This window comes from Streptomyces sp. NPDC048142 (genome assembly GCF_043202835.1).
Classification (GTDB): domain Bacteria; phylum Actinomycetota; class Actinomycetes; order Streptomycetales; family Streptomycetaceae; genus Streptomyces.
The window spans coordinates 93883-118852 of the sequence record NZ_JBIDBC010000007.1 but is presented as its reverse complement, the minus strand read 5'-3'; the positions used below and the strand labels follow the sequence as shown (position 1 = coordinate 118852).

The 24970-nt window shown below is 70.6% G+C and carries 24 protein-coding genes; 13 read left to right on the top strand and 11 right to left on the bottom strand.

Going from position 1 to position 24970, the window contains the following annotated elements:
• The first annotated feature begins 10 nt into the window (after positions 1–10).
• The 7 genes from ACGF2Y_RS12040 to ACGF2Y_RS12010 all read left to right on the top strand — a co-directional run bounded on the left by ACGF2Y_RS12040 (position 11) and on the right by ACGF2Y_RS12010 (position 6490).
• Positions 11–547 carry a F0F1 ATP synthase subunit B gene (locus tag ACGF2Y_RS12040; RefSeq protein ID WP_391893180.1) on the top strand — a complete coding sequence of 179 codons (537 nt, stop codon included), beginning with the start codon at positions 11–13 and terminating at the stop codon, positions 545–547.
• Positions 544–1359, top strand: a complete 816-nt coding sequence (locus ACGF2Y_RS12035; RefSeq protein WP_392945510.1) for a F0F1 ATP synthase subunit delta — start codon at positions 544–546, stop codon at positions 1357–1359. The genes ACGF2Y_RS12040 and ACGF2Y_RS12035 overlap by 4 nt, the downstream gene beginning before the upstream one ends.
• A gap of 131 nt (positions 1360–1490) precedes the next feature.
• Positions 1491–3062 carry a F0F1 ATP synthase subunit alpha gene (atpA, locus tag ACGF2Y_RS12030; RefSeq protein ID WP_392945508.1) on the top strand — a complete coding sequence of 524 codons (1572 nt, stop codon included), beginning with the start codon at positions 1491–1493 and terminating at the stop codon, positions 3060–3062.
• A gap of 3 nt (positions 3063–3065) precedes the next feature.
• Positions 3066–3983: a F0F1 ATP synthase subunit gamma gene (locus tag ACGF2Y_RS12025; RefSeq protein ID WP_392945506.1), complete on the top strand. Its 918-nt coding sequence runs from the start codon at positions 3066–3068 to the stop codon at positions 3981–3983.
• A complete protein-coding gene (gene atpD / locus ACGF2Y_RS12020; RefSeq protein ID WP_018958984.1) occupies positions 3983–5425 on the top strand; it encodes a F0F1 ATP synthase subunit beta in 1443 nt (480 codons plus the stop codon). The genes ACGF2Y_RS12025 and atpD overlap by 1 nt, the downstream gene beginning before the upstream one ends.
• 109 nt (positions 5426–5534) lie before the next feature.
• Complete coding sequence (locus ACGF2Y_RS12015; protein WP_003966248.1) at positions 5535–5909, top strand: F0F1 ATP synthase subunit epsilon; 375 nt, start codon at positions 5535–5537, stop codon at positions 5907–5909.
• Positions 5910–6043: 134 nt separating this feature from the next.
• Positions 6044–6490, top strand: a complete 447-nt coding sequence (locus ACGF2Y_RS12010) for a DUF2550 domain-containing protein (RefSeq protein WP_392945762.1) — start codon at positions 6044–6046, stop codon at positions 6488–6490.
• Positions 6491–6726: 236 nt separating this feature from the next.
• Here ACGF2Y_RS12010 and ACGF2Y_RS12005 read toward each other — a convergent pair whose 3' ends face one another.
• The 3 genes from ACGF2Y_RS12005 to ACGF2Y_RS11995 form a co-directional block, all read right to left on the bottom strand.
• Positions 6727–8601, bottom strand: coding sequence for a glycosyl hydrolase family 18 protein (locus ACGF2Y_RS12005; RefSeq protein ID WP_392945503.1), 1875 nt, complete (start codon positions 8599–8601; stop codon positions 6727–6729).
• Positions 8602–8781: 180 nt separating this feature from the next.
• The gene (locus ACGF2Y_RS12000) at positions 8782–9432 is read right to left on the bottom strand and encodes a response regulator transcription factor (RefSeq protein ID WP_311121550.1); all 651 of its coding nucleotides are present in this window, start codon (positions 9430–9432) and stop codon (positions 8782–8784) included.
• Positions 9429–10628 (bottom strand): sensor histidine kinase, encoded by a 1200-nt coding sequence (locus ACGF2Y_RS11995; protein ID WP_392945501.1) that lies wholly within the window; start codon positions 10626–10628, stop codon positions 9429–9431. Before ACGF2Y_RS11995 ends, ACGF2Y_RS12000 begins: the two co-directional genes overlap by 4 nt.
• Positions 10629–10779: 151 nt before the next feature.
• Here ACGF2Y_RS11995 and ACGF2Y_RS11990 point away from each other — a divergent pair, with 151 nt between their 5' ends.
• Complete coding sequence (locus tag ACGF2Y_RS11990; protein WP_392945499.1) at positions 10780–11358, top strand: hypothetical protein; 579 nt, start codon at positions 10780–10782, stop codon at positions 11356–11358.
• 25 nt (positions 11359–11383) lie between these two features.
• On the opposite strand, the gene ACGF2Y_RS11985 is transcribed toward ACGF2Y_RS11990, so the two are convergent.
• Positions 11384–11956, bottom strand: a complete 573-nt coding sequence (locus ACGF2Y_RS11985; RefSeq protein WP_392945497.1) for a cob(I)yrinic acid a,c-diamide adenosyltransferase — start codon at positions 11954–11956, stop codon at positions 11384–11386.
• 397 nt (positions 11957–12353) lie between these two features.
• Between ACGF2Y_RS11985 and ACGF2Y_RS11980 the strand changes: the two genes are divergently transcribed.
• The 3 genes from ACGF2Y_RS11980 (at position 12354) to ACGF2Y_RS11970 (ending at position 16527) form a co-directional block, all read left to right on the top strand.
• Positions 12354–13202: a 3-hydroxyacyl-CoA dehydrogenase family protein gene (locus ACGF2Y_RS11980; RefSeq protein WP_392945495.1), complete on the top strand. Its 849-nt coding sequence runs from the start codon at positions 12354–12356 to the stop codon at positions 13200–13202.
• Positions 13203–13505: 303 nt separating this feature from the next.
• On the top strand, positions 13506–13829 hold the full coding sequence (locus tag ACGF2Y_RS11975) for an STAS domain-containing protein (RefSeq protein WP_392945493.1): 324 nt from the start codon (positions 13506–13508) through the stop codon (positions 13827–13829).
• 202 nt (positions 13830–14031) lie between these two features.
• Positions 14032–16527, top strand: coding sequence for an ATP-binding protein (locus ACGF2Y_RS11970; protein ID WP_392945491.1), 2496 nt, complete (start codon positions 14032–14034; stop codon positions 16525–16527).
• A gap of 79 nt (positions 16528–16606) precedes the next feature.
• Here ACGF2Y_RS11970 and nucS read toward each other — a convergent pair whose 3' ends face one another.
• Positions 16607–17278, bottom strand: coding sequence for an endonuclease NucS (nucS, locus tag ACGF2Y_RS11965; protein WP_392945489.1), 672 nt, complete (start codon positions 17276–17278; stop codon positions 16607–16609).
• A gap of 274 nt (positions 17279–17552) precedes the next feature.
• On the opposite strand from nucS, the gene ACGF2Y_RS11960 reads away from it, so the two are divergent.
• A complete protein-coding gene (locus tag ACGF2Y_RS11960) occupies positions 17553–17945 on the top strand; it encodes an SCO5389 family protein (protein WP_030580963.1) in 393 nt (130 codons plus the stop codon).
• A 138-nt stretch (positions 17946–18083) separates the two neighbouring features.
• Here the strand turns inward: ACGF2Y_RS11960 and ACGF2Y_RS11955 are convergent, their stop codons facing one another.
• Entirely contained in the window at positions 18084–19148 is a 1065-nt protein-coding gene (locus ACGF2Y_RS11955) for an LLM class flavin-dependent oxidoreductase (RefSeq protein ID WP_392945486.1), read from the bottom strand.
• A gap of 211 nt (positions 19149–19359) precedes the next feature.
• Between ACGF2Y_RS11955 and ACGF2Y_RS11950 the strand changes: the two genes are divergently transcribed.
• Positions 19360–19689, top strand: a complete 330-nt coding sequence (locus ACGF2Y_RS11950) for an ATP/GTP-binding protein (RefSeq protein WP_392945485.1) — start codon at positions 19360–19362, stop codon at positions 19687–19689.
• Between the two features lie 133 nt (positions 19690–19822).
• Here ACGF2Y_RS11950 and ACGF2Y_RS11945 read toward each other — a convergent pair whose 3' ends face one another.
• The 5 genes from ACGF2Y_RS11945 to ACGF2Y_RS11925 form a co-directional block, all read right to left on the bottom strand.
• Positions 19823–20671 (bottom strand): ABC transporter permease, encoded by an 849-nt coding sequence (locus ACGF2Y_RS11945; RefSeq protein WP_392945484.1) that lies wholly within the window; start codon positions 20669–20671, stop codon positions 19823–19825.
• Complete coding sequence (locus tag ACGF2Y_RS11940) at positions 20668–21837, bottom strand: ABC transporter ATP-binding protein (protein WP_392945483.1); 1170 nt, start codon at positions 21835–21837, stop codon at positions 20668–20670. Before ACGF2Y_RS11940 ends, ACGF2Y_RS11945 begins: the two co-directional genes overlap by 4 nt.
• Positions 21838–22001: 164 nt before the next feature.
• A complete protein-coding gene (locus tag ACGF2Y_RS11935; RefSeq protein WP_392945482.1) occupies positions 22002–22781 on the bottom strand; it encodes an ABC transporter permease subunit in 780 nt (259 codons plus the stop codon).
• Between the two features lie 5 nt (positions 22782–22786).
• Entirely contained in the window at positions 22787–23797 is a 1011-nt protein-coding gene (locus ACGF2Y_RS11930; RefSeq protein WP_392945481.1) for an ABC transporter ATP-binding protein, read from the bottom strand.
• Between the two features lie 92 nt (positions 23798–23889).
• The gene (locus ACGF2Y_RS11925; protein ID WP_392945479.1) at positions 23890–24828 is read right to left on the bottom strand and encodes a cellulose-binding protein; all 939 of its coding nucleotides are present in this window, start codon (positions 24826–24828) and stop codon (positions 23890–23892) included.
• Positions 24829–24970: the final 142 nt, after the last annotated feature.

The following is a 24970-nucleotide window of genomic DNA, read 5'->3' as shown; positions in this document are numbered from 1 at the left end:
AAGGTCCACCATGATGTATCTGGCAGCCGAGAAGGCGCAGGACCCTCTCCTCCCGGTGTGGCCCGAGATCGTCATCGGCTTGATCTGCTTCGGCATCGTCTTCTTCGTCTTCTCGAAGAAGCTGCTTCCGGTGATCAACAAGACCCTGGAAGAGCGCCGCGAGGCGATCGAGGGTGGCATCGAGAAGGCCGAAGCGGCTCAGACCGAGGCCCAGAGCGTTCTTGAGCAGTACAAGGCTCAGCTCGCCGAGGCCCGCCACGAGGCCGCCCGTCTGCGCCAGGAGGCGCAGGAGCAGGGTGCCGTCATCATCCAGGAGATGAAGGCGGAAGGTCAGCGGCAGCGCGAAGAGATCATCGCCGCCGGCCACACCCAGATCGAGGCAGACCGCAAGGCCGCTGCCTCGGCGCTGCGTCAGGACGTGGGCAAGCTCGCCACCGACCTGGCCGGCAAGCTCGTCGGTGAGTCCCTCCAGGACCACGCCCGGCAGAGCGGCACCGTCGACCGTTTCCTCGACGAGCTCGAGGCGAAGGCCGAGGCTGCCCGATGAACGGCGCGAGCCGCGAAGCACTGGCTGCCGCACGCGAGCGTCTCGACGCGCTGACCGACAACACGTCGGTCGACGCGGCGAAGCTCGCCGAGGAGCTGGCATCGGTCACCGCGCTGCTTCACCGCGAGGTGTCCCTGCGCCGGGTCCTCACCGACCCGGCCCAGAGCGGCGAGAGCAAGGCCGAGCTGGCCGCGCGGCTGCTCGGCGGGCAGGTGGGCGGCGAGAGCCTCGACCTGGTCTCCGGACTGGTCCGGTCCCGCTGGTCGCAGTCGCGTGACCTGGTGGACTCGGTCGAGGAGCTGGCGAACACCGCAGACCTCACCGCGGCCCAGCGCGGCGGCAACCTCGACGACGTCGAGGACGAGCTGTTCCGGTTCGGCCGGATCGTCGGCTCCGACAAGGAGCTGCGCTCCGCGCTCACCAGCCGTACGGCCACGGCGTCCGCCAAGGGCGAGCTGCTGCGCAGCCTGCTCGGCGGCAAGGCACAGCCGGTCACCGAGCGGATCATCGTCCGCCTGGTCACCCAGCCCCGTGGACGTAGCCTGGAAGCAGGGCTGGACTCGCTGTCCAAGCTCGCCGCGGAGCGCCGGGACCGTATGGTCGCCGTCGTCACCTCGGCGGTGCCGCTCAGCGACCGGCAGAAGCAGCGCCTCGGCGACGCCCTGGCGAAGCTCTACGGCCGGCAGATGCACCTGAACCTGGACGTGGACCCCGCGGTCCTCGGCGGGATCTCGGTGCGCGTCGGTGACGAGATCATCAACGGCACCGTCGCGGAGCGCCTCGAAGAGGCGACCCGGCGCATGGCCGGCTGACCTCAGCGCAAAAGAACAAGCAAGACCAGCGGCCCGGTTGGGCCGTGCAGAAATTGCAGAAGATTCCTGGGGGTCGGCCCCCAGACCCCCTTAAGAAACTTCGGGCCCAACAAGGAGAGCAGGGAACCCAGATGGCGGAGCTCACGATCCGGCCGGAGGAGATCCGGGACGCACTGGATAACTTTGTCCAGTCGTACCAGCCGGACGCGGCCTCGCGCGAGGAGGTCGGTACGGTCAGCGTTGCCGGCGACGGCATCGCGAAGGTGGAGGGTCTTCCCTCCGCCATGGCGAACGAGCTGCTGAAGTTCGAGGACGGCACCCTCGGTCTCGCCCTCAACCTCGAGGAGCGCGAGATCGGTGCGATCGTCCTCGGCGAGTTCAGCGGTATCGAGGAGGGCCAGCCGGTGCAGCGCACCGGTGAGGTGCTCTCCGTCGGCGTCGGCGAGGGTTACCTCGGCCGCGTCGTCGACCCGCTCGGCAACCCGATCGACGGTCTCGGCGAGATCGAGACCGACAGCCGCCGCGCCCTCGAGCTGCAGGCCCCTGGCGTCATGGTCCGCAAGTCGGTGCACGAGCCGATGCAGACCGGCTACAAGGCCGTCGACGCCATGGTGCCGATCGGCCGCGGCCAGCGTCAGCTGATCATCGGCGACCGTCAGACGGGTAAGACCGCTCTGGCCGTCGACACGATCATCAACCAGCGCGACAACTGGCGCTCGGGCGACGTGAACAAGCAGGTCCGCTGCATCTACGTCGCCATCGGTCAGAAGGGTTCCACCATCGCCTCCGTGCGTGGTGCGCTCGAAGAGGCCGGTGCGCTGGAGTACACGACCATCGTCGCCGCCCCGGCGTCCGACCCGGCCGGCTTCAAGTACCTGGCGCCGTACACCGGTTCGGCCATCGGCCAGCACTGGATGTACGCCGGCAAGCACGTCCTGATCATCTTCGACGACCTCTCGAAGCAGGCCGACGCCTACCGCGCCGTGTCCCTGCTGCTGCGCCGCCCGCCGGGCCGCGAGGCCTACCCGGGTGACGTCTTCTACCTGCACTCGCGTCTGCTGGAGCGCTGCGCCAAGCTCTCCGACGAGATGGGCGCCGGTTCGATGACGGGCCTCCCGATCGTCGAGACCAAGGCGAACGACGTGTCGGCGTTCATTCCGACCAACGTCATCTCCATCACCGACGGCCAGTGCTTCCTGGAGTCCGACCTGTTCAACGCGGGTCAGCGTCCGGCGCTCAACGTCGGTATCTCGGTCTCCCGAGTCGGTGGCTCCGCCCAGCACAAGGCCATGAAGCAGGTCTCCGGCCGGCTTCGCGTGGACCTCGCCCAGTACCGTGAGCTGGAGGCGTTCGCCGCCTTCGGTTCCGACCTGGACGCGGCCTCGAAGGCCTCGCTGGAGCGCGGTAAGCGCATGGTCGAGCTGCTGAAGCAGCCGCAGTACGCCCCGTTCCCGATGGAGGAGCAGGTCGTCTCGGTCTGGGCCGGCACCACGGGCAAGATGGACGACGTCCCGGTCGAGGACATCCGCCGCTTCGAAGGCGAGCTGCTGGAGTACCTGCGCCGTGAGCGCAAGGACCTCCTGACCAGCATCGCCGAGGGCGGCAAGATGTCCGACGACACGCTGCAGTCGATCGCCGACGCGATCGCCGCCTTCAAGCAGCAGTTCGAGACCTCGGACGGCAAGCTCCTGGGCGAGGGCTGATCGATGGGCGCTCAGCTTCGCGTTTACAAGCGCCGCATCCAAGCCGTCACCGCGACCAAGAAGATCACCAAGGCGATGGAGATGATCGCCGCCTCGCGCATCGTCAAGGCACAGCGCAAGGTGGCGGCGTCCAAGCCGTACGCGACCGAGCTCACCCGTGCGGTGACCGCGGTGGCGACCGGCTCCAACGCCAAGCACCCGCTCACCACCGAGGTCGAGGCCCCGACCCGGGCCGCGGTCCTGCTCGTCACGAGCGACCGCGGTCTGGCCGGCGGCTACTCCTCCAACGCCATCAAGGCCGCGGAGCGACTGCGCGAGCGCCTTGCCTCCGAGGGCAAGGAGGTCGACACGTACATCGTCGGCCGCAAGGGTGTCGCGTACTACGGCTTCCGCGAGCGCAAGGTCGAGGACTCCTGGACCGGCTTCACCGACAACCCGGCGTACGCCGATGCCAAGAGCATCGCCGCCCCGTTGATCGCGGCCATCCAGAAGGACACGGCCGAGGGCGGCGTCGACGAGCTGCACATCGTCTTCACGGAATTCGTGTCGATGATGACGCAGAACGCGGTCGACGACCGGATGCTGCCGCTTTCGCTCGACGAGGTGGCGAAGGAGAGCACCCGCAAGGGTGAGATCCTTCCGCTGTTCGACTTCGAGCCGTCGGCCGAGGACGTCCTCGACGCCCTTCTGCCGCGCTACGTCGAGAGCCGCATCTACAACGCACTGCTGCAGGCGGCCGCTTCCGAGCACGCTGCCCGCCGCCGCGCGATGAAGTCGGCCACCGACAACGCCGGGGACCTCATCAAGAGCCTGTCCCGGCTTGCCAACGCGGCCCGACAGGCCGAAATCACCCAGGAAATCAGCGAGATCGTCGGCGGTGCCAGTGCTCTGGCCGACGCGACCGCGGGGAGTGACAAGTAATGACGACGACAGTTGAGACGGCCGCTGCCACGGGCCGCGTCGCCCGGGTCATCGGCCCGGTCGTCGACGTGGAGTTCCCCGTCGACGCGATGCCGGAGATCTACAACGCCCTCCACGTCGAGGTCGCGGACCCCGCCGAGGACGGCGCCCGCAAGACGCTGACCCTGGAAGTCGCCCAGCACCTGGGTGACGGCGTGGTCCGTGCGATCTCGATGCAGCCCACCGACGGCCTGGTCCGCCAGGCCCCGGTGACCAACACGGGCGAGGGCATCACCGTCCCCGTCGGTGACATCACCAAGGGCAAGGTGTTCAACACCCTCGGTCAGATCCTGAACGAGCCGGAGGCCGAGGCGCAGATCACCGAGCGCTGGCCGATCCACCGCAAGGCCCCGGCCTTCGACCAGCTCGAGTCGAAGACCGAGATGTTCGAGACCGGCCTGAAGGTCGTCGACCTGCTGACCCCGTACGTCAAGGGCGGCAAGATCGGTCTGTTCGGTGGTGCGGGCGTCGGCAAGACGGTCCTCATCCAGGAAATGATCATGCGTGTGGCGAAGCTGCACGACGGTGTGTCGGTGTTCGCCGGTGTCGGTGAGCGCACCCGTGAGGGCAACGACCTCATCGACGAGATGACCGAGTCGGGCGTTCTGGAGAAGACCGCGCTCGTCTTCGGCCAGATGGACGAGCCGCCGGGGACGCGTCTGCGCGTGGCCCTGTCCGCCCTGACCATGGCGGAGTACTTCCGCGATGTGCAGAAGCAGGACGTGCTGCTCTTCATCGACAACATCTTCCGCTTCACGCAGGCCGGCTCCGAGGTCTCCACGCTGCTCGGCCGCATGCCGTCCGCGGTGGGTTACCAGCCGACCCTGGCCGACGAGATGGGTGTGCTCCAGGAGCGCATCACCTCGACGCGTGGTCACTCGATCACCTCGATGCAGGCGATCTACGTCCCCGCGGACGACCTGACCGACCCGGCCCCGGCCACCACGTTCGCCCACCTCGACGCGACGACGGTTCTCTCCCGTCCGATCTCCGAGAAGGGCATCTACCCGGCCGTGGACCCGCTGGACTCCACGTCCCGCATCCTGGACCCCCGCTACATCTCGCAGGACCACTACGCCGCGGCCAGCCGCGTCAAGGGAATCCTGCAGAAGTACAAGGACCTCCAGGACATCATCGCGATCCTCGGTATCGACGAGCTGGGCGAGGAGGACAAGCTCGTTGTCCACCGTGCCCGTCGCGTCGAGCGCTTCCTGTCGCAGAACACCCACGCCGCCAAGCAGTTCACCGGCCTGGACGGTTCGGACGTCCCGCTCGACGAGTCGATCTCCGCGTTCAACGCGATCTGCGACGGGGACTACGACCACTTCCCCGAGCAGGCGTTCTTCATGTGCGGCGGCCTGGACGACCTCAAGGCCAAGGCCAAGGAGCTCGGCGTCTCCTGAGCCTCCGGCTCACCGAGGGGGGTGGGTGTGTCCCGCCCCCCTCACCACGCCCCGTAGAATTGACCCAACACCCGGCCGGGAGGCCGGGTGGTGACCCGAGGAGCCACCCTTGGCTGCTGAGCTGCATGTCGAGCTGGTCGCCGCGGACCGAAGTGTCTGGTCCGGCGAGGCCACCCTGGTCGTCGCGCGCACCACGTCCGGCGACATCGGCGTCATGCCCGGTCACCAGCCGCTTCTCGGTGTGCTGGAATCGGGCCCGGTGACGATCCGCACGAGTGAGGGCGGCACCGTCATCGCCGCCGTGCACGGTGGATTCATCTCGTTCGCGGACGACAAGCTGTCGCTGCTGGCCGAGATCGCCGAGCTGGCCGACGAGATCGATGTCGAGCGCGCCGAGCGGGCGCTGGAGCTCGCGAAGTCGGACGCGGACGCCGCTGCCCAGCGGCGCGCCGATGTACGACTGCGCGCTGTGGCGGTGCGCTAGCACCCCCACTGACAGATGTTTTTACTCAGCCGCGGCCCGCGCTGGAGCAATCCAGCCGTGTCGCGGCTGAGGCGATGCAGGTGCAATACGGTTTTCGGTATCCGTTACTCGACGATGCGAGGAGGTCGGTGGAGATGGTCCTCGCGTTGTGGGTGGGCGCGTCCGTCGTCGTGCTGGTCCTGTTGGGACTGTTCGTCTTCGGCCTGCGCAGGCGGCTGATCCAGCGGTCCGGAGGGACCTTCGACTGCAGCCTGCGCTGGGACGTGTCGGAGGAACCCGACACGCTCGGCAAAGGCTGGGTGTACGGGGTCGCCCGCTACAGCGGTGACCGCGTCGACTGGTTCCGGGTCTTCTCCTACGCTCCTCGCCCCCGCCGGGGCCTGGAGCGTTCTGCGATCGAGGTGATCGCCCGCCGGCTGCCGGAGGGCGAGGAGGAGCTCGCGCTGCTGTCCGACTCCGTCGTGCTCGGCTGTCTCCATCGCGGGACGCGCCTGGAGCTGGCGATGAGCGAGGACGCCCTGACCGGCTTCCTCGCCTGGCTGGAGGCGGCGCCGCCCGGCCAGCGGGTCAATGTGGCGTAGGGAGTGAGCCCCGCCGACTGGGGGAGGGCCAATGTCGCTCAGCAGTGAGCCGCGCCGGCTGGGGGCGCCCCCGGACGAGGTCCGGCGGAGGGTGAGCGCCGCGTAACCACGTACGTACCACGGTACGCACGTGGCGCGTACGCACGTACGCAGCGAAAAACCGGGGAGACGGGGGGCGGACCCGTCTCCCCGGTGCTTTTCCGGGGTGGTGCGGTGTTACTGCTGCGGCGTGGGGATTACTGGAGACCGCTGTCGATCGCGCTCACCAGTTCGCCGTTGGTGGTGTCACCGGAGAACTCCCAGAAGAACGCGCCTCCCAGGCCCTGGTTCTTCGCCCAGGTCATCTTCGAGCCGATGGTGGCCGGGGTGTCGTAGCTCCACCAGTTGGTGCCGCAGTGGGCGTACGCCGTGCCGGCGAACGTGCCGGTGGACGGGCAGCTGTTCTTGAGGACCTTGTAGTCCTCGATGCCCGACTCGTACGTGCCCGAGGCCGGGCCGGTCGCCGTGCCGCCGGGGGCGGACTGGGTGACGCCGGTCCAGCCGCGGCCGTAGAAGCCGATGCCGAGGAGCAGCTTCTTGGCCGGGACGCCCTGGGCCTTCAGCTTGGCGATGGCTTCGGCGGAGGTGAAGCCCTCCTGCGGGATGCCGGTGTACGGGTTCAGCGGCGAGTGCGGGGCCGTCGGGCCCTGCTTGGCCCAGGCGCCGAAGAAGTCGTACGTCATCACGTTGTACCAGTCCATGAACTGACCGGCACCGGCGTAGTCGGTGGCGTCGATCTTGCCGCCGGCCGAGGCGTCCGCGGTGATGGCGGCGGTGACCAGGTTGTCCGCGCCGAACTTCGCCCGCGTCGCGGAGGCGAGCTTCTTCAGTGCGTCCGGGCCGCTGGTGTCACAGGTCAGACCACAGGCGTTGGGGTACTCCCAGTCCAGGTCGATGCCGTCGAAGACATCGGCCCAGCGGGGGTCCTCGACCAGGTCGTAGCAGGACTGCGCGAAGGCGGCGGGGTTCTGCGCGGCCTCGGGGAAGCCGCCGGACCAGGTCCAGCCGCCGAACGACCAGAGGACCTTGATGTGCGGGTACTCGGCCTTCAGCTTGCGCAGCTGGTTGAAGTTGCCGCGCAGCGGCTGGTCCCAGGTGTCGGCGACGCCGTCGACGGACTGGGCGGCCGTGTACGCCTTGTCGTAGTCGGCGTACGAGTCACCGATCGTGCACTTGCCGTTCTGCACGTTGCCGAAGGCGTAGTTGATGTGCGTGATCTTCGCGGCCGAGCCGGACGTCACCAGGTTCTTCACGTGGTAGTTGCGCCCGTAGACGCCCCAGTTGGTGAAGTAGCCCATGTTGATCTTGTCGCCGCCGGGGCCGGGGTTCTGGTCGCCGCCGGTGGTGCGCACGGAGACGGAGGCGGAGACCGGGCCGGTCTGGCCGGCGGTGTCCCGGGCCTGCACGGCGTAGGAGTAGTCGGTGCCCGCGGTCAGACCGGTGTTGGTGTACGTCGTGCCGGCGACGGTGGCGACCTTCGCGCCGTCCCGCAGCACGTCGTAGTTCTTGACGCCGTTGTCGTCCGTCGCGGCGCTCCAGCTGAGCTTCACCGAGGTGTCGGTGACATCGCTGGTGGTGGGGGCGCCGGGAGCGGAGGGCGGGTTGTCGCCCGGCACGCTGCCGCCGTCACAGGAGGCGCCGTTCAGCTTGCAGCCCGTGGGGGAGCCGGAGCCGCTGCCGTTGAAACCGAAGCTGACGCTGGCACCGGGCGCCACGGTCCCGTTCCAGGAAAGGTTCTTGGCGGTCCAGTGGTTGCCGCTGCTGGTGACGGCGGCGTCCCAGGCGGAGCCGACCGAGGTGCCGGAGGGGAAGTCCCACTCGATGGTCCAGGAGGAGAGCGTGGTGGTGCCGGTGTTCTTCACCGTCCACTGGCCCTCGAAGCCGCTGCCCCAGTCCGACTTCTTGGTGTATGTGGCGGTGGCCGACGCGGCCGCTGAGGCGGGGGAGGCGAGCCCCACCATCGCGGCCAGCGGCACGACCAGCGCGGTCAGGCCCGCGACGACCTTGGATCTGCCGCTCCGGGCGGGGAGCCATCTGAATCTGGAACGGCGTTGGGGGGTCTCAGTGCTCAACGGTGCTCCTCGGGTGAGGTCCAGCAAACGGGGGTGATTCGTGGACTGCAACCCTGCGCCGCCCTGAGTACGTCGTGTGCTCCCGTACTCACCGCAGTGTGTGTCGGTGAGAGTAGGAAGGTCTGGACCAATCGTCAAGAGGTCCAGACCTTAGATGGGGGAATGAGACCCGGAAGCGGGTCAGATCCCCAACTCCTGCGCCAGGACGGCTGCCTGGACCCGGCTGCGCAGCTCCAGCTTGCCGAGCAGCCTGCTGACGTGGGTCTTCACCGTGGCTTCCGCCATCGACAGCCGCAGCGCGATCTCGGCGTTGGACAGGCCCTCGCCCAGACACCCCAGCACCTCGCGCTCCCGCCGGGTCAGTGCGTCCAGCACCGCCGGATCGGCCGCCTCCCTGGCGCGTACGGGCGTGGCTCCGGCGAACTCCGCGATTAGCCGGCGGGTCACGGCCGGGGCGATCAGGCCCTCGCCGCGCGCCACCGTCCGTACCGCCTCCAGCAGATCGCGGGCGTCGGTGTTCTTCAGCAGGAAGCCCGAGGCCCCGGCCCGCAGCGCCCCGAACACGTACGCGTCGAGGTCGAACGTGGTCAGGACGAGAACGTCCGCCAGCTCCTCCGCAACCACCTGCCGGGTCGCCGACACCCCGTCCAGCCGAGGCATCTGCACATCCATCAGGACGAGATCCGGGCGGAGTTCACGCGCCAGGCGCACCGCGGCCTCGCCGTCCCCCGCCTCCCCGACGACCTCGATGTCCGGCGCGCTGGAGAGGATCAGCACCAGCCCCGCGCGCACCGCCGACTGGTCCTCCGCGACCAGTACCCGGATCGTCATTCCCGCATCTCCTTTTCCCGTACGGTCAGTTCGGCCCGCACCCGCCAGATCTTGGTGCCGTCGGCGGCAGTCCCGGGCCCCGCCTCGATCGTCCCGCCGAGCAGCGCAACCCGCTCCCGCATGCCCACCAGCCCGGCCCCCGACCCTGGCGCCGAGGGACCGGGACGCTCCCCGTACACACTGGTCACCTCGACCGTCAGCAGCTCCCCGGTCCGGCTGAGGCGCACCACCACCGGGCCCGGCGCCGCGTGCTTGAGGGTGTTCGTCAGGGACTCCTGAACGATCCGGTACGCGGTCAGCTCCACCGGCGTCGGCAGTGGGCCGGAGCCCGCCGCCCGGGTGTCCTCCAGGGTGCAGGTCAGCCCGCTGGACGCGGCGTTGGCGTTCGCCTGCTCGACCAGCGCGTCCAGTGCGGCGAGCGTCGGCGCGGCGGCCGGGGCATCGCCCTCGCCGCCCTCGCGCAGCAGCCCGATCAGCCGCCGCATCTCCGCGAGCCCCTCCACGCTGTTCTCCCGGATCACCCCGAGGGCCCGCCGCGAGGTCTCCGGGTCGTCGATGGACAGGGCCGCCGTGGAGTGGATCGCCACGGCGGAGAGGTGGTTGGCCACCATGTCGTGCAACTCCCGGGCCATCCGGGCCCGCTCGGCGACCACCGCCCGCGTCCGGTCCAGCTCCGCCAGCCGCGCGGTCTGGTCGGCGGCCAGCCGGGCGGCCTCGGCGGCGGCGCGGTGGTTGCGCACGCTGACCCCGGTGATCGTCGGGACGAAGGTGACCAGCCCCGTGACGACACCGATCAGCAGCGCCTCGGGCCTGCGGAACCAGGCCAGGAAACCGATCGTGGACGCGACGGTGACCAGGAGCGTGGCCACCGGGAGGCGGCGGGCCGCGGCCGGGGTCCCGTACAGCACGGCCGCGTACATCACGTCCGTGAACATCAGGACGGTCGCCAGGCTGCCCCGGGTGAACTGGTCCGCGATCAGCGCGAGCGCGCCGAAGGCCAGCGCCGTGCGCGGGGCGCTGCGGCGCAGCAGCTCCATCGCGGCCATCACGGTCAGCGGTACGAGGGCGATCCACGGTGCGGAGAAGGGACGGCCGCCCTGGGTGTGCAGGCCGAGCCGCCACAGGAGCAGCCCCCCGAGCAGCCCGCAGACGGCAAGGAGCACATCGTCGCGGTGGGGGCGGATCGAGGTGAACACCTCTCCATCCAACACGCCGCGCGGACGCCCGGCCTCCCTTCCCGGACCGATGCGCGACTACATCGAAGGATGCAGTCCCGTTTCGTCACTGCCGACGACGATTCCCCGCCCCGCGGACGGGAGGCTGGAGGGGAACGGGAGGAGAGACGCTGTGATCGCCATTCTGGTCGTGGCCTGCGAGGCCGCTTTCTGGGTACTGCTGGCCGCAGGGCTCGCACTGCGGTACGTCGCGAGGAAACCGAGGCTCGGGGCCGCCGTGCTGCTGTGCGAGCCGCTGCTGGAGGTCCTGCTGCTGGTGGTGACGGCGATCGACCTGAGGAACGGGGCCGAGCCCGACTGGAAGCACGGGCTGGCCGCCGTCTACATCGGCTTCACCGTGGGCCTCGGCCACCACACCGTCAGGTGGGTGGACGCCCGCGTCGCCCACCGCTGGTTCGGCGGCCCGCCGCCGGTGAAGCCGCCGAAGTACGGCATGGCCCGCGCCGTCCACGAGTGGCGCGCCGCCGCCCGCTGGATCCTCGCCGCGGTGGTCGCGCTCGGGCTGCTCCAGGCGGCGGTCTGGTACGTGGGCTCCGGCGGGGAGACCGGCTCGCTGCGGATGTGGCAGCAGAAGATGGGCTGGGTGATCGGCATCAACCTGATCATCGCCGGGAGCTACACGCTGTTCCCGAAGCAGGCCCCGAAGGGCAACGAGGACGCCGCCGTCGAGCGGGAACCGGCCGGGAAGTAGGCGGGCCCCCGCCCGGGGGGAAGTCTCAGCGCTCGCCGCCCGGCACCCACAGCACGTCCCCGACCTCCTTGTTCGCGCTCCGCGCGAGGATGAACAGGAGGTCGGAGAGACGGTTGAGGTAGGTGGCGGTCAGGGTGTTCATCGACTCGCCGTGCACCTCCAGGGCCGCCCACGTGGACCGCTCGGCGCGCCGGACCACGGTGCAGGCCTGGTGCAGCAGGGCCGCGCCGGACGTACCGCCGGGGAGGATGAAGCTGCGCAGCTTCTCCAGCTCCTCCAGGAAGGTGTCGCAGTCGGCCTCCAGCTTGTCGACGTAGGACTGCTCGACCCGCAGCGGCGGATACTTCGGGTCCTCGACCACCGGGGTGCACAGGTCCGCGCCCACGTCGAAGAGGTCGTTCTGGACACGTACGAGGACCTTCACCAGGTCCTCGGGCAGCTGCCCCAGCGCGATGGCGGCGCCGATCGCCGCGTTGGCCTCGTTGGCGTCCGCGTACGCCGAGATCCGCAGATCGGTCTTGGCGGTGCGGCTCATGTCGCCGAGGGCCGTGGTGCCCTGGTCGCCGGTCCGGGTGTAGATGCGCGTCAGATTGACCATGGGGCCAGCGTAGTTATCCTCCGGCCCGGAGGAAGACCCGCGGGGTGCTGAAAGCGTGTGTCCCGCGCGTACGCCGGTGAGGCCGGTGTGTACGACGGCGAGCGTGCCGGCGCACCGGTGAACGCGACGCCGAGGAGGATGCCCCGCCACTCCACCACCACGCCCGCCGGCTTCCCGATGGCGCTCGACGGCACCGAGGGTCTGCTCGGCGACCGGTCCTCAACTACGCGCGGCGCGGAGCCGAATGAGGCGTCCCGGTGTGATGTCCGTCATCTGAGACGTGACGCGCATCTCTTCACCACCCCAGCGCGCCCGACGGGTACTAACCTCCGCCGGAGAGCATGTGAACCGCCGTGAACAGAAGCGCACGGGCGAACAGAAACCAAGAGGTGCGAACGTGGCCAGGAAGCTCGCCGTCATCGGTGCCGGACTCATGGGATCCGGCATCGCGCAGGTCTCCGCCCAGGCGGGCTGGGACGTCGTGCTGCGGGACGTCACCGACGCCGCGCTGAACCGGGGCCGTGACGGCATCAAGGCCTCGTACGACAAGTTCGTCTCCAAGGGCAGGCTGGACGCGGCCGCCGCCGAGGCCGCGCTCGCCCGCATCACCACGACCACCGACCTCGACGCGGTGGCCGACGCGGACGTGGTCGTGGAAGCCGTCTTCGAGAAGCTGGAAGTCAAGCACGAGATCTTCCGGGCCCTGGACAAGGTCGTCGGCGAGCACACCGTCCTCGCGTCCAACACCTCCGCCATCCCGATCACCAAGATCGCGGCCGTGACGGAGCGTCCGGAGCGCGTGGTCGGCGTGCACTTCTTCTCGCCGGTCCCGATGATGCAGCTCTGCGAACTGGTGCGCGGCTACAAGACCAGCGACGAAACCCTCGCCACCGCCCGGGAGTTCGCCGAGTCGGTCGGCAAGACCTGCATCGTCGTCAACCGCGATGTGGCGGGCTTCGTCACCACCCGGCTGATCTCGGCGCTCGTCGTCGAGGCCGCCAAGCTGTACGAGTCGGGCGTCGCATCGGCCGAGGACATCGACATCGCCTGCAAGCTGGGCTTCGGCCACGCCATGGGCCCGCTCGCCACCGCGGACCTGACCGGCGTCGACATCCTGCTGCACGCCACCGGCAACATCTACACCGAGTCGCAGGACGAGAAGTTCGCCGCCCCGGAGCTGATGCGCCGGATGGTCGACGCGGGTGACATCGGGCGCAAGAGCGGGCAGGGCTTCTACACGTACTGACCGGATCCACCCCCTGGCCCGTCGGCTCACCGCCGTCCGGGCCGGGGTAGCCGGGGATTTTACCCGGAAGCCACCGGAGCCCGGCGAATCGAAGTCACTCCACCGAGTGAATTCGGTATCGGTTTGCTCACAGGCGGCAACTTCCCTGTCCTTGCGGCAGTCAGTGGTGGCAGAGGCAAGGCCGGCGACGGAACGGACAGACGGACTTTCCAGGCCGACGAACCTTTCGGACAGACAGACCTTTCGGGCAGATCGACCTTTCAGACAGACGGACCTTCTACGGAGCATGACCGGGGAGCGCATATGCACATCAGGGGCGACTACGCCGAGCTGGTCGTCGGGGGCCGCCTCGACGTCCGAAGCGCGGCGGACGCCCGTACGGTCCTGCACTCGGCCCTGGACGACGGAGTCGGCGACCTCGTGCTGGACCTGACCGAGCTGGACTCCTGGGACGCCACCGGACTCGGCGTCATCATGGGAGCCCACCGCCGGGCCGGACGGGCCGGACGCCGCCTCGTGCTGCGCGGCGTGCCACCGCAGATGCAGCGCCTCCTGGTGGCCACCCGGCTGCACCGCATCCTGGCCATCGAGGGCGGCATCGCCGCGGAGTCGCTGCCACGCGTCTGAGAAAGTCACGCAATCCTCACCGGAACGTGATGACCTGGACGGCGTGGTACCCCGGCGCATTATGGATACTGTGCCAAGGTCTAGGGTTCGGCCGTCCGCCGAATGACAACGAACCCATGTGCGGACACCGGACCGGAAGCGACAGCGGGGCGTGCGAGGCCGGGAGGGGCAACCGCGCACGACGCGTCTGGGGGACTTTGCGATGGACCCGACACACCGGGCACCGGAAGAGTACGGGCAGGGCCACGACCGCCCCGGCGGTGACTCCGGCCACCGACGGCCGTCCCGTGACTCCGGCGGCGCCGAGTTCGGCCCGGGGACACCGCAACAGGTCCGCGTCGTCCAGCTGACCGCAGGCGATCTGCTGCTCACGGTCAACCCCGTCGACGGCAGCGAGGTCGAGACCTGCCCGCCCGGCTCCGGCCCCGACGCCCCGGTCCGCCGCACACCCGCCGAACGCGCCGACCACGAACGCGCCGGCGCACCCCCCGTGCCCGCGGGCCCGCCCGCCCCGCAGCTGCCCCTCCTGGAGCGCCAGGAGGAGCGCGAACGCCTGGTCCGCCTGCTGGCACGAGGCCGCAGCGTCCGTCTCACCGGCCAGGCCGGCTCCGGCCGCACCGCGCTCCTGGACGCCGTCGCCGCCGACTGCGCGGACCTGGCCCCCGACGGGGTCGTCCGCCTCAACGGCCGGGGCCGCACCGGCGCCGATCTGCTGCACGCCCTCTTCGACACCGTGTACAAGGCCCCGAGCCACCGCCCCGACCGCGACGAACTGCTCGCGCTCGTCCGGGGCATCGGAGCCGTCGTCACCGTGGACGACCTGGAGATCGGCGGAGCGGCCCTCGACGAACTGCTCGCCGCCACCCCCGAGTGCGCCTTCCTGCTCGCCGCCACCCCCGACGTCACCATCCCCGGCGTCGACGCCCACCTGGAGGAGGTGCTCCTCGCCGGCCTCGGCCGCGGCGCCTCGCTGGCCCTGCTGGAGAAGGTCGTCGAGCGCCCCCTCACCGAGGACGAGCGGAACTGGGCGGGCGACCTCTGGTTCGAGTCCGAGGGCCTGCCGCTCCGCTTCGTCCAGGCCGGATCCCTCCTCGTCCAGCGCGACCGGCTGAGCGTGGACCCCGAAGCCTTCGACGAGTACGACTACTTCGAGCCACGCGCGGACGACGCGCCCCCGGCCACCGGAGCACCCGCCGCCGAAGCCCTCGACATCCCCCTGCCGAGCCTCGGCGAGGGCGCGGCGCCCGCCGAGCTCCTCGCCTCCCGGCTCAGCGAGGCGGCCCGTACGACCCTGCGCTTCGCCGTCGCCCTCGGCGGCGAGGTGCCCCACCAGGCCCATCTGCCGGCCCTGGTCGGCGACACCCACGCGGACGCCGCGCTCGGCGAGCTCGCGGGCTGCGCTCTGCTCTCCCCGGCCGGTTCCCGCTACCGCCTCGCCGCCGGAGTCCTCGCCCAGCTGGTGGCCGCAGGTTACGAGGACGACGCCGCCGCCCACGCCCGTACCGCCGCCCAGCACTACGCCTGGTGGACCTCGCACCCCTCGGTCACCCCCCGGCGGGCCGTCACCGAGGCCGACGCGATCGTCGCCTCCCTGGCCCGGCTGGTCCCGGGCGACGAGGCGGGAGCGGCCAGCGCGGCCGTCCTGCTGGCCCGCAGCGCCTCCCCGGCCTTCGCCGCGGGCCTGGGCTGGGGAGCCTGGGAGCGGGCGCTCAGGATCGGCCAGGAGGCCGCCAGGATCGCCGGCGAGGTCGCCGAGGAGGCCTACTTCCACCACGAGCTGGGCGTCCTCGCGCTCTGCACCGGCCACCCGGACCGGGCCCGGACCGAGCTGGAGACCTCGATCGGGATGCGCGGCGCGCTCGCCGACAAGTCCGGGGCCGTCGCCGGACGCCGCGCGCTCGCCCTGGTCGCGGACCGCTCCGGGGACTTCCCGCCGCTGGTCCGCACCCTCTCGGGCGACGAGGTACCCGTCATACGCCAGGACGCCCCGGGCACACCGCCCGCAGGGCTCCCGAGTGCGCCGCTGTCCATCCGGCACACCGCCGAGGAGCAGCTCACCGTCGTCTCCGCGCTGCCGCCCGGCCCCGCCCCGCGCGGGAACGTCGGGCGCGCGGTCCTGGGCGGCGCCCGCCGCAACCTGGCCGCCGCGGGCGCGGGCGCCCTGCTGATCGCGGTGCTCGGCACCGTCGTCACGCTCGGCGTCACCGCGGACGACGGCGACGAACCGGGCAGCCGCAACGTCACCACCGAGCAGACGACCGGCGAGGACGCGACCGACGACGGCCCGCCCGCGGACGAGCCGGACGACGGCCCCGCCCCGGCCCGGGAGACCACCGACGAGTCGTCGGCGACTCCCGGCCCGTCGGACGCGGCGAGCCCCGGCACCTCCGGCTCGCCGTCCCCGAGCGCCTCCGCCACCGGCGGCACGCCGCCGGGGACGGACGAGCCGACGGACGGGGAGAGCAGCAGTTCCCCGGGCGAGCCGACGCCGACCGAGGTCTCGCCCGAGCCCACGGCGAGCGAGGACGAGGACCCGAACCCCACGCCGTCCGAGTCGGAGAGCGAGTCGCCGCCCCCGACCCCGACGCCCACCGAGGACTCGTCGTCCCCGGCGGGAGGCTCCTCCTCCGCGGTCGGTCCCGTCGTGTCGGGAAGCGCCCCGGAGTCCGGCGCGGCCACCGTCGAACCGGAGGCCTGAGAACGTCAGGACGGACGAGGGCCGGGCGGCTCGCGCGGAAGCGTGAACTGCCCGGCCCTCGTCCGTGCCGGTGCTCGGATCAGAACAGCCGCAGCTTGTCGTCCTCGATGCCCCGCATCGCGTCGTAGTCCAGGACCAGGCAGCCGATGCCCCGGTCCGTCGCCAGCACCCGGGCCTGCGGCTTGATCTCCTGCGCGGCGAAGACGCCCCGGACCGGCGCGAGGTGCGGATCGCGGTTCAGCAGCTCCAGATAGCGCGTCAGCTGCTCCACGCCGTCGATGTCGCCGCGCCGCTTCAGCTCCACGGCCACCGTCTGCCCGTTCGCGTCCCGGCACAGGATGTCCACCGGCCCGATCGCGGTGGGGTATTCACGGCGGATCAGGGTGTGGCCGTCGCCGAGGATCTCGATCCGGTCCGCGAGCAGCTCCTGGAGGTGCGCCTCGACGCCGTCCTTGATGAGCCCCGGGTCGACGCCCAGCTCGTACGACGAGTCGTGGAGGACTTCCTCCATCGTGATGATCAGTTTTTCGCCCGCCTTGTTCACCACGGTCCAGACGCCTTCCTCACCGTCGGCGCCCTCCTTCAGGGTGCACGGCGGGGACATCCAGTTGAGCGGTTTGTACGCCCGGTCGTCGGCGTGGATGGAGACGCTTCCGTCCGCCTTCACCAGGATCAGTCGGGGGGCGGAGGGCAGGTGGGCTGTGAGCCGGCCCGCGTAGTCCACGGAGCAACGGGCGATGACGAGACGCATGGTCGGCAACGCTACTCGACGACGGGGGCCCGACGCGATTTCCCCACCCGTCTCCTCCTGTCACTCGGTGCACGCCGCACCGCCGCGAAGCGGGCTTGCCCCTCTTTGCTCCCCTTCGTTATTGGCCGGTTGTGTTCCCAATCTCCTGGTGCGGCCCCGACCGCGCGCTTACCGTGGAAGCAGGAGGTCGCCGTCCGTGCACGCTGCGTCGTCGTCGCCCCCTTCCCTGCCCGTAAGGCCCCGGCCACTGTCCGGGGTCGCGAGAGGAGAACCCATGTCGCTCGACGTCTCACCGGCGCTGTTGGAACAGGCCGAGCGAGGCGAGGTCGACGAAGCCGACTTCGTCGACTGCGTCCGGACCTCCCTGCCCTTCGCATGGGAGATGATCAGCTCGCTGGTGGCTCAGCTGAAGGTCGACGGCGGACAGTTCGCCGACAACCAGACGCCGCCGCCGGACGAGCAGGCACGTGGTCAGCTGCTGCGTGCGCTCGCGAGTGATGCGATACGCGGTGCGCTGCAGCGGCACTTCGGGGTGCGCCTCGCATTCCAGAACTGCCACCGCGTCGCGGTGTTCCCGCTGGACGCCTCGGTCGACGACCGACTGGCCAAGTTCACCTCGGTGAGGGGCCAGTTGCTCAACCAGTCGCCCGAACTTCGGGACTGCTGAACGCTTCTGCTGCCGTCCCGGGCCGTGGGAGGTGCAACTGGCTCCGGGGCGGCAGCTCCCGTACCACCGCGCCACCTGTCCCACAGACGTCCCGCGGATGTCCCACCGCCGTCCTGCGGGAATACCGGCGTGCGCGGGTCAGGTGAGCAGCGGCAGTACGTCGGCGCCCAGCCGCCGGACGTTCTCCTCGGTCGCCGCGAGATCGCCCGATCCCTCCACCAGCAGGGCGAAGCGCGTGATCCCGGTCCGCTCCGCGGTGGCCGCGAGCCGGTCGGCGGCCAGCCGCGGCGTGCCCACCGGATGCAGCGAGCAGAGCAACTCCGTGTACGCGACCGGGTCCCGCATCACGCGGTGCCTGCCGTCGACCGTGACATGGGCGTCGAGCCCCTGGCGCAGCCAGCCGGGCATCGCCTTCATCAGCGACTCCGCGGCATCCCCGGCACCGTCCGCGATCTGGGCCACCCCGGCGGACACATGTGCGGCCCCCTCCACCACTTCGGGCGGATGGCCGGCCTCCCGGGCGGCCGTACGCCACAGGGCGACCATCTCCGCCTTCTCCTCGTCCCCGCAGTGCATGCCCAGCAGCATCGGGAGCGCCTGCCGCGCCGCGAGCCGTACGCCCTTCGGCGAGATGCACGCCACGACGACCTCGGGTCCTGCGGTGCCGGGACCCGTCGTGCCCGGCCTCCCGCCGGCCGGGCCCTCCAGCAGCTCGTCCGCGCGCGGCACCACCGCCACCTCGCGGAAGCCGAACCGCTCGCCACGCCCCGCGACGCGCGCCTCCCGCAGCCAGTCGAGCACCAGGCCGAGCGCCTCGGGGAAGCCGTTCTCGTACGCGTCGAGACCGCCGCCGAAGACTTCCAGGTCCACCCAGGGACCGCCCCGGCCCACCCCGAGCGAGAAGCGTCCGCCGCTGGTCAGATGCAGCAGCGCGGCCTGCTCGGCGAGGGCGACCGGATGGTGGTTGGGCAGCACGCTGACCGCCGTGCCGACCCGGATCCTGCGGGTGCGGCCCAGCAGCAGCGCGGCCAGCGTGGTCGCGGACGGGCAGACCCCGTACGGCACGAAGTGGTGCTCGGCCAGCCAGACCGAGTCGAGACCGCTCTCTTCCGCGGCCTCGACGGACCGGACGGCCCGGTGCAGGGCCTCACCCGGCCCCTGTCCCGGGAACTGGGCTGCCAGAACGAACGTTCCGATGCGCATCGCCTATTGCCTCCTTGCGGCCGACGCGTTCTCCCCCACCGGCAACAACGTCTGACACGTGCCAAAGGCACGGTCCAGGAGGAAGTTGTTGCGATTTTCCGCTAACTCACCCCACTGCCGGGCCGGACCGCCCCGGGTACGCGACGGCTGCCCCGACGCCAGGCCCTAGGCTTGGACGAATCGTGCCCGATCCGCCCCCGTGAGGTGTCCTGTGTCCCCGCGCCGTAACCGCCCCCGTGGCGGCGAGAGTCCCGACGAACGCCCCGGCACGGCGCCCGGCAGGTACGGCGGCGGAGGGGCCTCGGAGAGCTGGCAGGGCGAGGAGTGGTCGGTGCGGCCGGTCAACGGGGCGAGCGCCCAGGGCAAGCGGTACCGCTGTCCGGGCTGCGACCAGGAGATCCCCTCCGGGGTCCCGCACCTCGTGGCCTGGCCCGAGTTCGGCGGCATCGACGACCGCAGGCACTGGCACAAGGCGTGCTGGAACGCGAAGGACCGCCGCACCACCCGGGTGCAGCGGTCCCGGAACGCGCCGCGCTACTGAGGGCACGCGGCCACTCCGGGGCGTACGCGAGGCATTGGACGTACACGAGCCCTGGGGACCTGAGCGAGGCCCTCGGCGTACGGATGCCAGGCTCCTCGGATGTACGCCCGGCCCCTCGGGTGTCGCCGGTCCCTCAGACGTCGCGCCGGTTCAGTATCGCGACCGCCCCGGCCAGCGCCGCGGCGGCCAGGCCCGCCATCAGCAGCAGCGGCTCCCAGCCGGACGGGCCGGTACTGGTCATCCTCGTGCCGTACAGCGCGCCGAGCTGGTTGGGGATCGAGTAGTCGATCAGGAAGCGCTGAAGGCCCCGCAGGCTGTCGGCGAACATGAACAGCGCGAGGACCAGGGGCAGCAGCACCACGCCGATCATGATGGTGATCGCGCCCGCCGAGTGCCGCACGATCGCGCCGATCCCGAGCGACAGCAGACCGAGGGCCGCGATGTAGAGCCCGACCCCGACCGTGCCGCGCGCCCAGTCGTCGGCCGACGCGGGGACGCCGTCCAGGATCAGGGTCTGGAGCCCCGCCACCACCGTGGCGGTCACCGCCGTGACGGCGAAGGCCAGCGCGGAGAAGACGATCGACTTCGCCATGAGCACCCGGCCCCGGCTCGGGCAGGCCGTCAGCGTCGTACGGATCATGCCGGTGCTGTACTCGGAGCCGATGGTCAGCACGCCGAGCGTGATCACACAGATCGAGCCCAGCAGCACCCCGAAGAAACCGAGGCCGAGCACCGGCTCGTCCGCCAGGCTGCTGCCGTCCGCCGCGATCAGCAGCGCGGTGCCGAGCCCGATCGTCAGCATCAGCACGATCATCACGCCGAGCGTCCAGATCGTGGCGCGTACGGAACGGATCTTGGTCCACTCCGAGGCGACCGCGTCGCCGAGGGTGGCGGGCCGGATCGGGATCGGCGACTCGTAGGAGCCCAGCAGACCGGCTTCCGGCGCCTGCTGGTGGGCCTGCGGGGTGGCCGGCGTCGTCATCGGAGGTCCTTGCTGGTCTGCTCTTCGGCCGGGCCGGCGGAAGCGGGCACGGCAGCGGAAGCGGGGGAGGGCACGGCGGCGGGTCCGGAGCCGCGCCCGGGGGCCCGGCCCGGGGCGGGTGGCGGCGGGGCGTACCAGCCCTCCTGCGGCACCTCCACCGGCTCGGGGAGCGCCGCCGGGCCGCCGGCGCCGAGGACACTGCCGTACGCGTCCTGGGGCGGCGGCTCCACGAGGCCCGCCTTGGCGTCGTCCGTCGAGCGGTAGTCCACCAGACCCTGCGTGAGACGCATGTACGCCTCCTCCAGGGAGGCCTGGTGCGGCGAGAGCTCCCAGAGCCGTACGTCGCACCCGTGGGCCAGGTCGCTGATCCTCGGCAGCGGCAGCCCGGTGACCCGCAGCGCCCCGCCCGGCTCCGACATGACCCGGCCGCCCGCCTCGATGAGCGAGGCCGTCAGCTTCTGCCGCTCCTCGGGGCCGTCGTCCGGCACCCGGACCCGGGCGAAGTCGGCGGAGTTGGCGGAGATGAAGTCCGTGACGCTCATGTCGGAGAGCAGCCGGCCGCGCCCGATCACGATCAGATGGTCGGCGGTGAGGGCCATCTCGCTCATCAGGTGGGACGAGACGAAGACCGTGCGCCCCTCGGCGGCCAGCGACTTCATCAGATTGCGGACCCAGTGGATGCCCTCCGGGTCGAGACCGTTGACCGGCTCGTCGAACAGCAGCACCTGCGGATCGCCGAGCAGCGCCACCGCGATCCCGAGCCGCTGTCCCATCCCGAGCGAGAAGCCGCTGGAGCGCCGCTTGGCGACGTCCTGAAGGCCGACGACACCCAGCACCTCGTCCACCCGGGCCGCCGGGATGCCGGCCAGCTGGGCCAGGGACAGCAGGTGGTTACGGGCGGTGCGCCCGCCGTGCACGCCCTTGGCGTCCAGCAGCGCGCCCACCTGGCGCGGCGCGTTCGGCAGGCTGCGGTAGGGGTGGCCGCCGATGGTGACATGACCGGACGTGGGGCGGTCCAGGCCGAGGATCATGCGCATGGTCGTGGACTTGCCCGACCCGTTGGGACCGAGGAATCCGGTGACGGCCCCGGGCCGCACCTGGAAGGAAAGGTCGTCCACGGCCGTCTTCACGCCGAAGCGCTTGGTCAGGCCGACTGCCTCGATCATTCTCCAGCCCCATCGACTCACTCTGTCGTTCGGGGCTCGGGCCACCCGGCCGCACACCCCCGTAAGACTTAGGAGGATAACCAGGCGCTGACGGTTCCGGCCACGTCGTGCACAGCCCGCTACCGGGCCGTCACACGTATCAGGACACCTGCCGGGGTCGCCCCTTACGCGTCCCGCTTCTTCAGGACCAGGAGGCCGCCGAGCACCGCCGCCAGCACCCAGAGCACCATGATCCCGAGCCCGGCCCAGGGCCCGTACGGCGCCGTATCGCTGTTCAGCGCCCCCGGGACGACCTGCATGATCTTCGACCCGGCCTGGTCGGGGAAGTACTGGGCGACGTCCTTGGCGTACGGCACCGCGATCAGGATCTGCGAGACGAGGAAGAAGAACGGCATCAGGATGCCGAGCGACAGCATGGAGCTGCGGAGCATCGCCGCCACTCCCATGGAGAAGATCGCGATCAGCCCCATGTAGAGCCCGCCGCCGACCACCGCGCGCAGCACGTTCTCCGCGCCGAGGTCGGTGCCCCGGTCGCCGAGCATGGCCTGACCGAGGAAGAACGAGACGAAGCTGGTGAGCAGCCCCACGGCGAGGGCCAGCACACCGGCCACCGTGATCTTGCTCAGGAGGAACGTCGCGCGCTGGGGCACCGCCGCCAGCGAGGTGCGGATCATGCCGGAGCTGTACTCCGTGCCGACCACGAGCACCCCGAACACGACCATCGCGAGCTGGCCGAGAATGGTCCCGGAGAAGCTGACGAACGTCGGGTCGAACGTGACCTGCTCGGCCTCGGAGAGGTCGTCGAACGTGGCGTTCAGCAGGGCGCTCAGAGCCACGCCCATCGCGACCGTGACGACGAAAGCCGAGATCAGCGTCCAGATGGTCGAGGAGACCGACCGGATCTTGGTCCATTCCGAGGTGAGAACCGCGGGTACCGATGCCATGATCGTCAGGCCCCCTTGCCGTCGGTGCCGTCGCGCGGGGCGGCGCCCGGCTTGTTCCAGTCCTCGCCCCAGCCCGCGCCCACCGCGGGTGGTTCGGCGGCCTGGTCCCGTTCCGAGTGGGCGTGGTATTCCACCGAACCCGCGGTCATCTGCATGAACGCTTCCTCCAGGGAGGCCCGCTGGGAACTCAGCTCGTGCAGCACCACCTGGTGCCGGGCCGCCAGTTCCCCCAGCTCCTCCGTCGTGGCGCCGTCGATCTCCAGGACGCCGCCCGCCGTCTCGACGGGGGTGAAGCCCTCCTGGCGCAGCACGTCGCGCAGCCGTTCCTGCTGCGGGGAGCGCAACCGCGTGTATGTGCGGGAGTTCTCGTGGATGAAATCCGCCATCGAGGTGTCGGCGAGCAGCTTGCCCTGGCCGATCACGATCAAATGGTCGGCGGTCAGCGCCATTTCGCTCATCAGGTGGGACGAGACGAAGATCGTCCGGCCCTCCGCGGCGAGCGCCTTCATCAGGTTGCGGATCCAGTGGATGCCCTCGGGGTCCAGTCCGTTGACTGGCTCGTCGAACATCAGGATCTCGGGATCGCCCAGCAGCGCGGACGCGATGCCGAGCCGCTGGCCCATGCCGAGGGAGAACCCCTTGGACTTCTTCCGCGCCACCGCGCTCAGGCCGACCATGTCGAGCACCTCGTCGACCCGGCTGCTCGGGATGCGGTTGCTCTGCGCCAGGCACAGCAGGTTGTTGTACGCGGTGCGGCCGCCGTGCATCGCCTTGGCGTCGAGGAGCGCCCCGATGTACTTCAGCGGTTCCTGGAGATCGCGGTAGTGCTTGCCGTCGATGCGCACCGTACCGCTGGTCGGGTTGTCGAGATCGAGCATCATCCGCATCGTGGTGGACTTGCCCGCGCCGTTCGGGCCGAGAAAGCCGGTCACGATGCCCGGTTTGACCTGACACGACAAATGATCGACGGCAACCTTGCTGCCGAAACGTTTGGTGAGTCCCTCGAGCTCGATCATGCGCACACGCTAGAACGCCTGAGCGCCCGGCGCCACCACACATGGTGGAACCGGGCGCACACGGGGGTGAATAATCCTGCGCGAGCCGGGGGTCAGCGGCTCTGCTGGGCCGGGACGCCGCGGGGGGCGGGCTCGTCCTCCACCGGGGAGCCGGCGGCGGCCACGGCGGCGCCGGTCAGCGTCGCCAGCATCTCGCGGACGTTGGTCAGCTGCGCGTTGATCGAGTCGCGGCGGTTGGTGAGCGCCGCCAGCTCGCGCTCCGACTCGCTGCGGATCCGGTCGGCCTTGGCGTTGGCGTCGGCGACGATGTCCTCGGCCTGGCGCTGGGCGGTCTCCACCGTCTGGCGGGCCCGGCGCTCGGCGTCCGTGCGGAGCTTCTCGGCCTCCAGGCGGAGCTGCTCGGCGCGGTGCTCGATCTCGGCGAGACGCTTCTCGGCCTTGGCCTGGCGGGACGCGAGGTCGCGCTCCGACTGATCGCGGCGCTTGGCGAGGTTGGTCTCGAAGTCGGCCGCGGCCTGGGCGGCCTTGGCACGGGTCTCCTCGAAGAGGGCGTCGGCCTCCTCGCGCTTCTGCTGGGCGTCCTTCTGGGCGTCGGTGCGCAGCGTGTTCGCCTCGCCCTGGGCCTTCTCGACGATGCGGACGCCCTCGTCCTCGGCCTTCGCCTTGCGCTCGGCGGCGAACGACTCGGCGTCGTTGCGCACCTGCTGGGCCGCCGACTCGGCGAGCTCACGGTGCTGCTCGGCCGCGCGACGGGCCTCCTCGCGCAGGTCCTTGGCCTCCTCCTCGGCGAGGCGGAGAATCTTCTCGACACGGGCACCGAGACCGGCGTACGACGGCTCGGCGTCGTTTACCTGGGCCTGGGCGTTCTGCGTTTCGAGGTGCAGCTCCTCGATGCGCTTTTCCAGAGAGGTGATTCGGGCCAGGGCACTGTCACGGTCGGCGATGAGCTTGGCGATGCGGTCGTCCACCTGACCGCGGTCGTAGCCACGGCGCACGTGCTCGAAGCCGAAGGGGGAGGAAGGGTCACTCATGGGGTTCCTGTCGAATGAGACCGGTGAGGTGATAGAGGGAATCCTAGGGGCCATTGCGGCGTGTCAGCGTGAAGATGTCGGTTTGATCTGGAGAATGACACCCCTTTTGAGTGGCTGACCCCCGGAGTGCTTGCCACTGAGA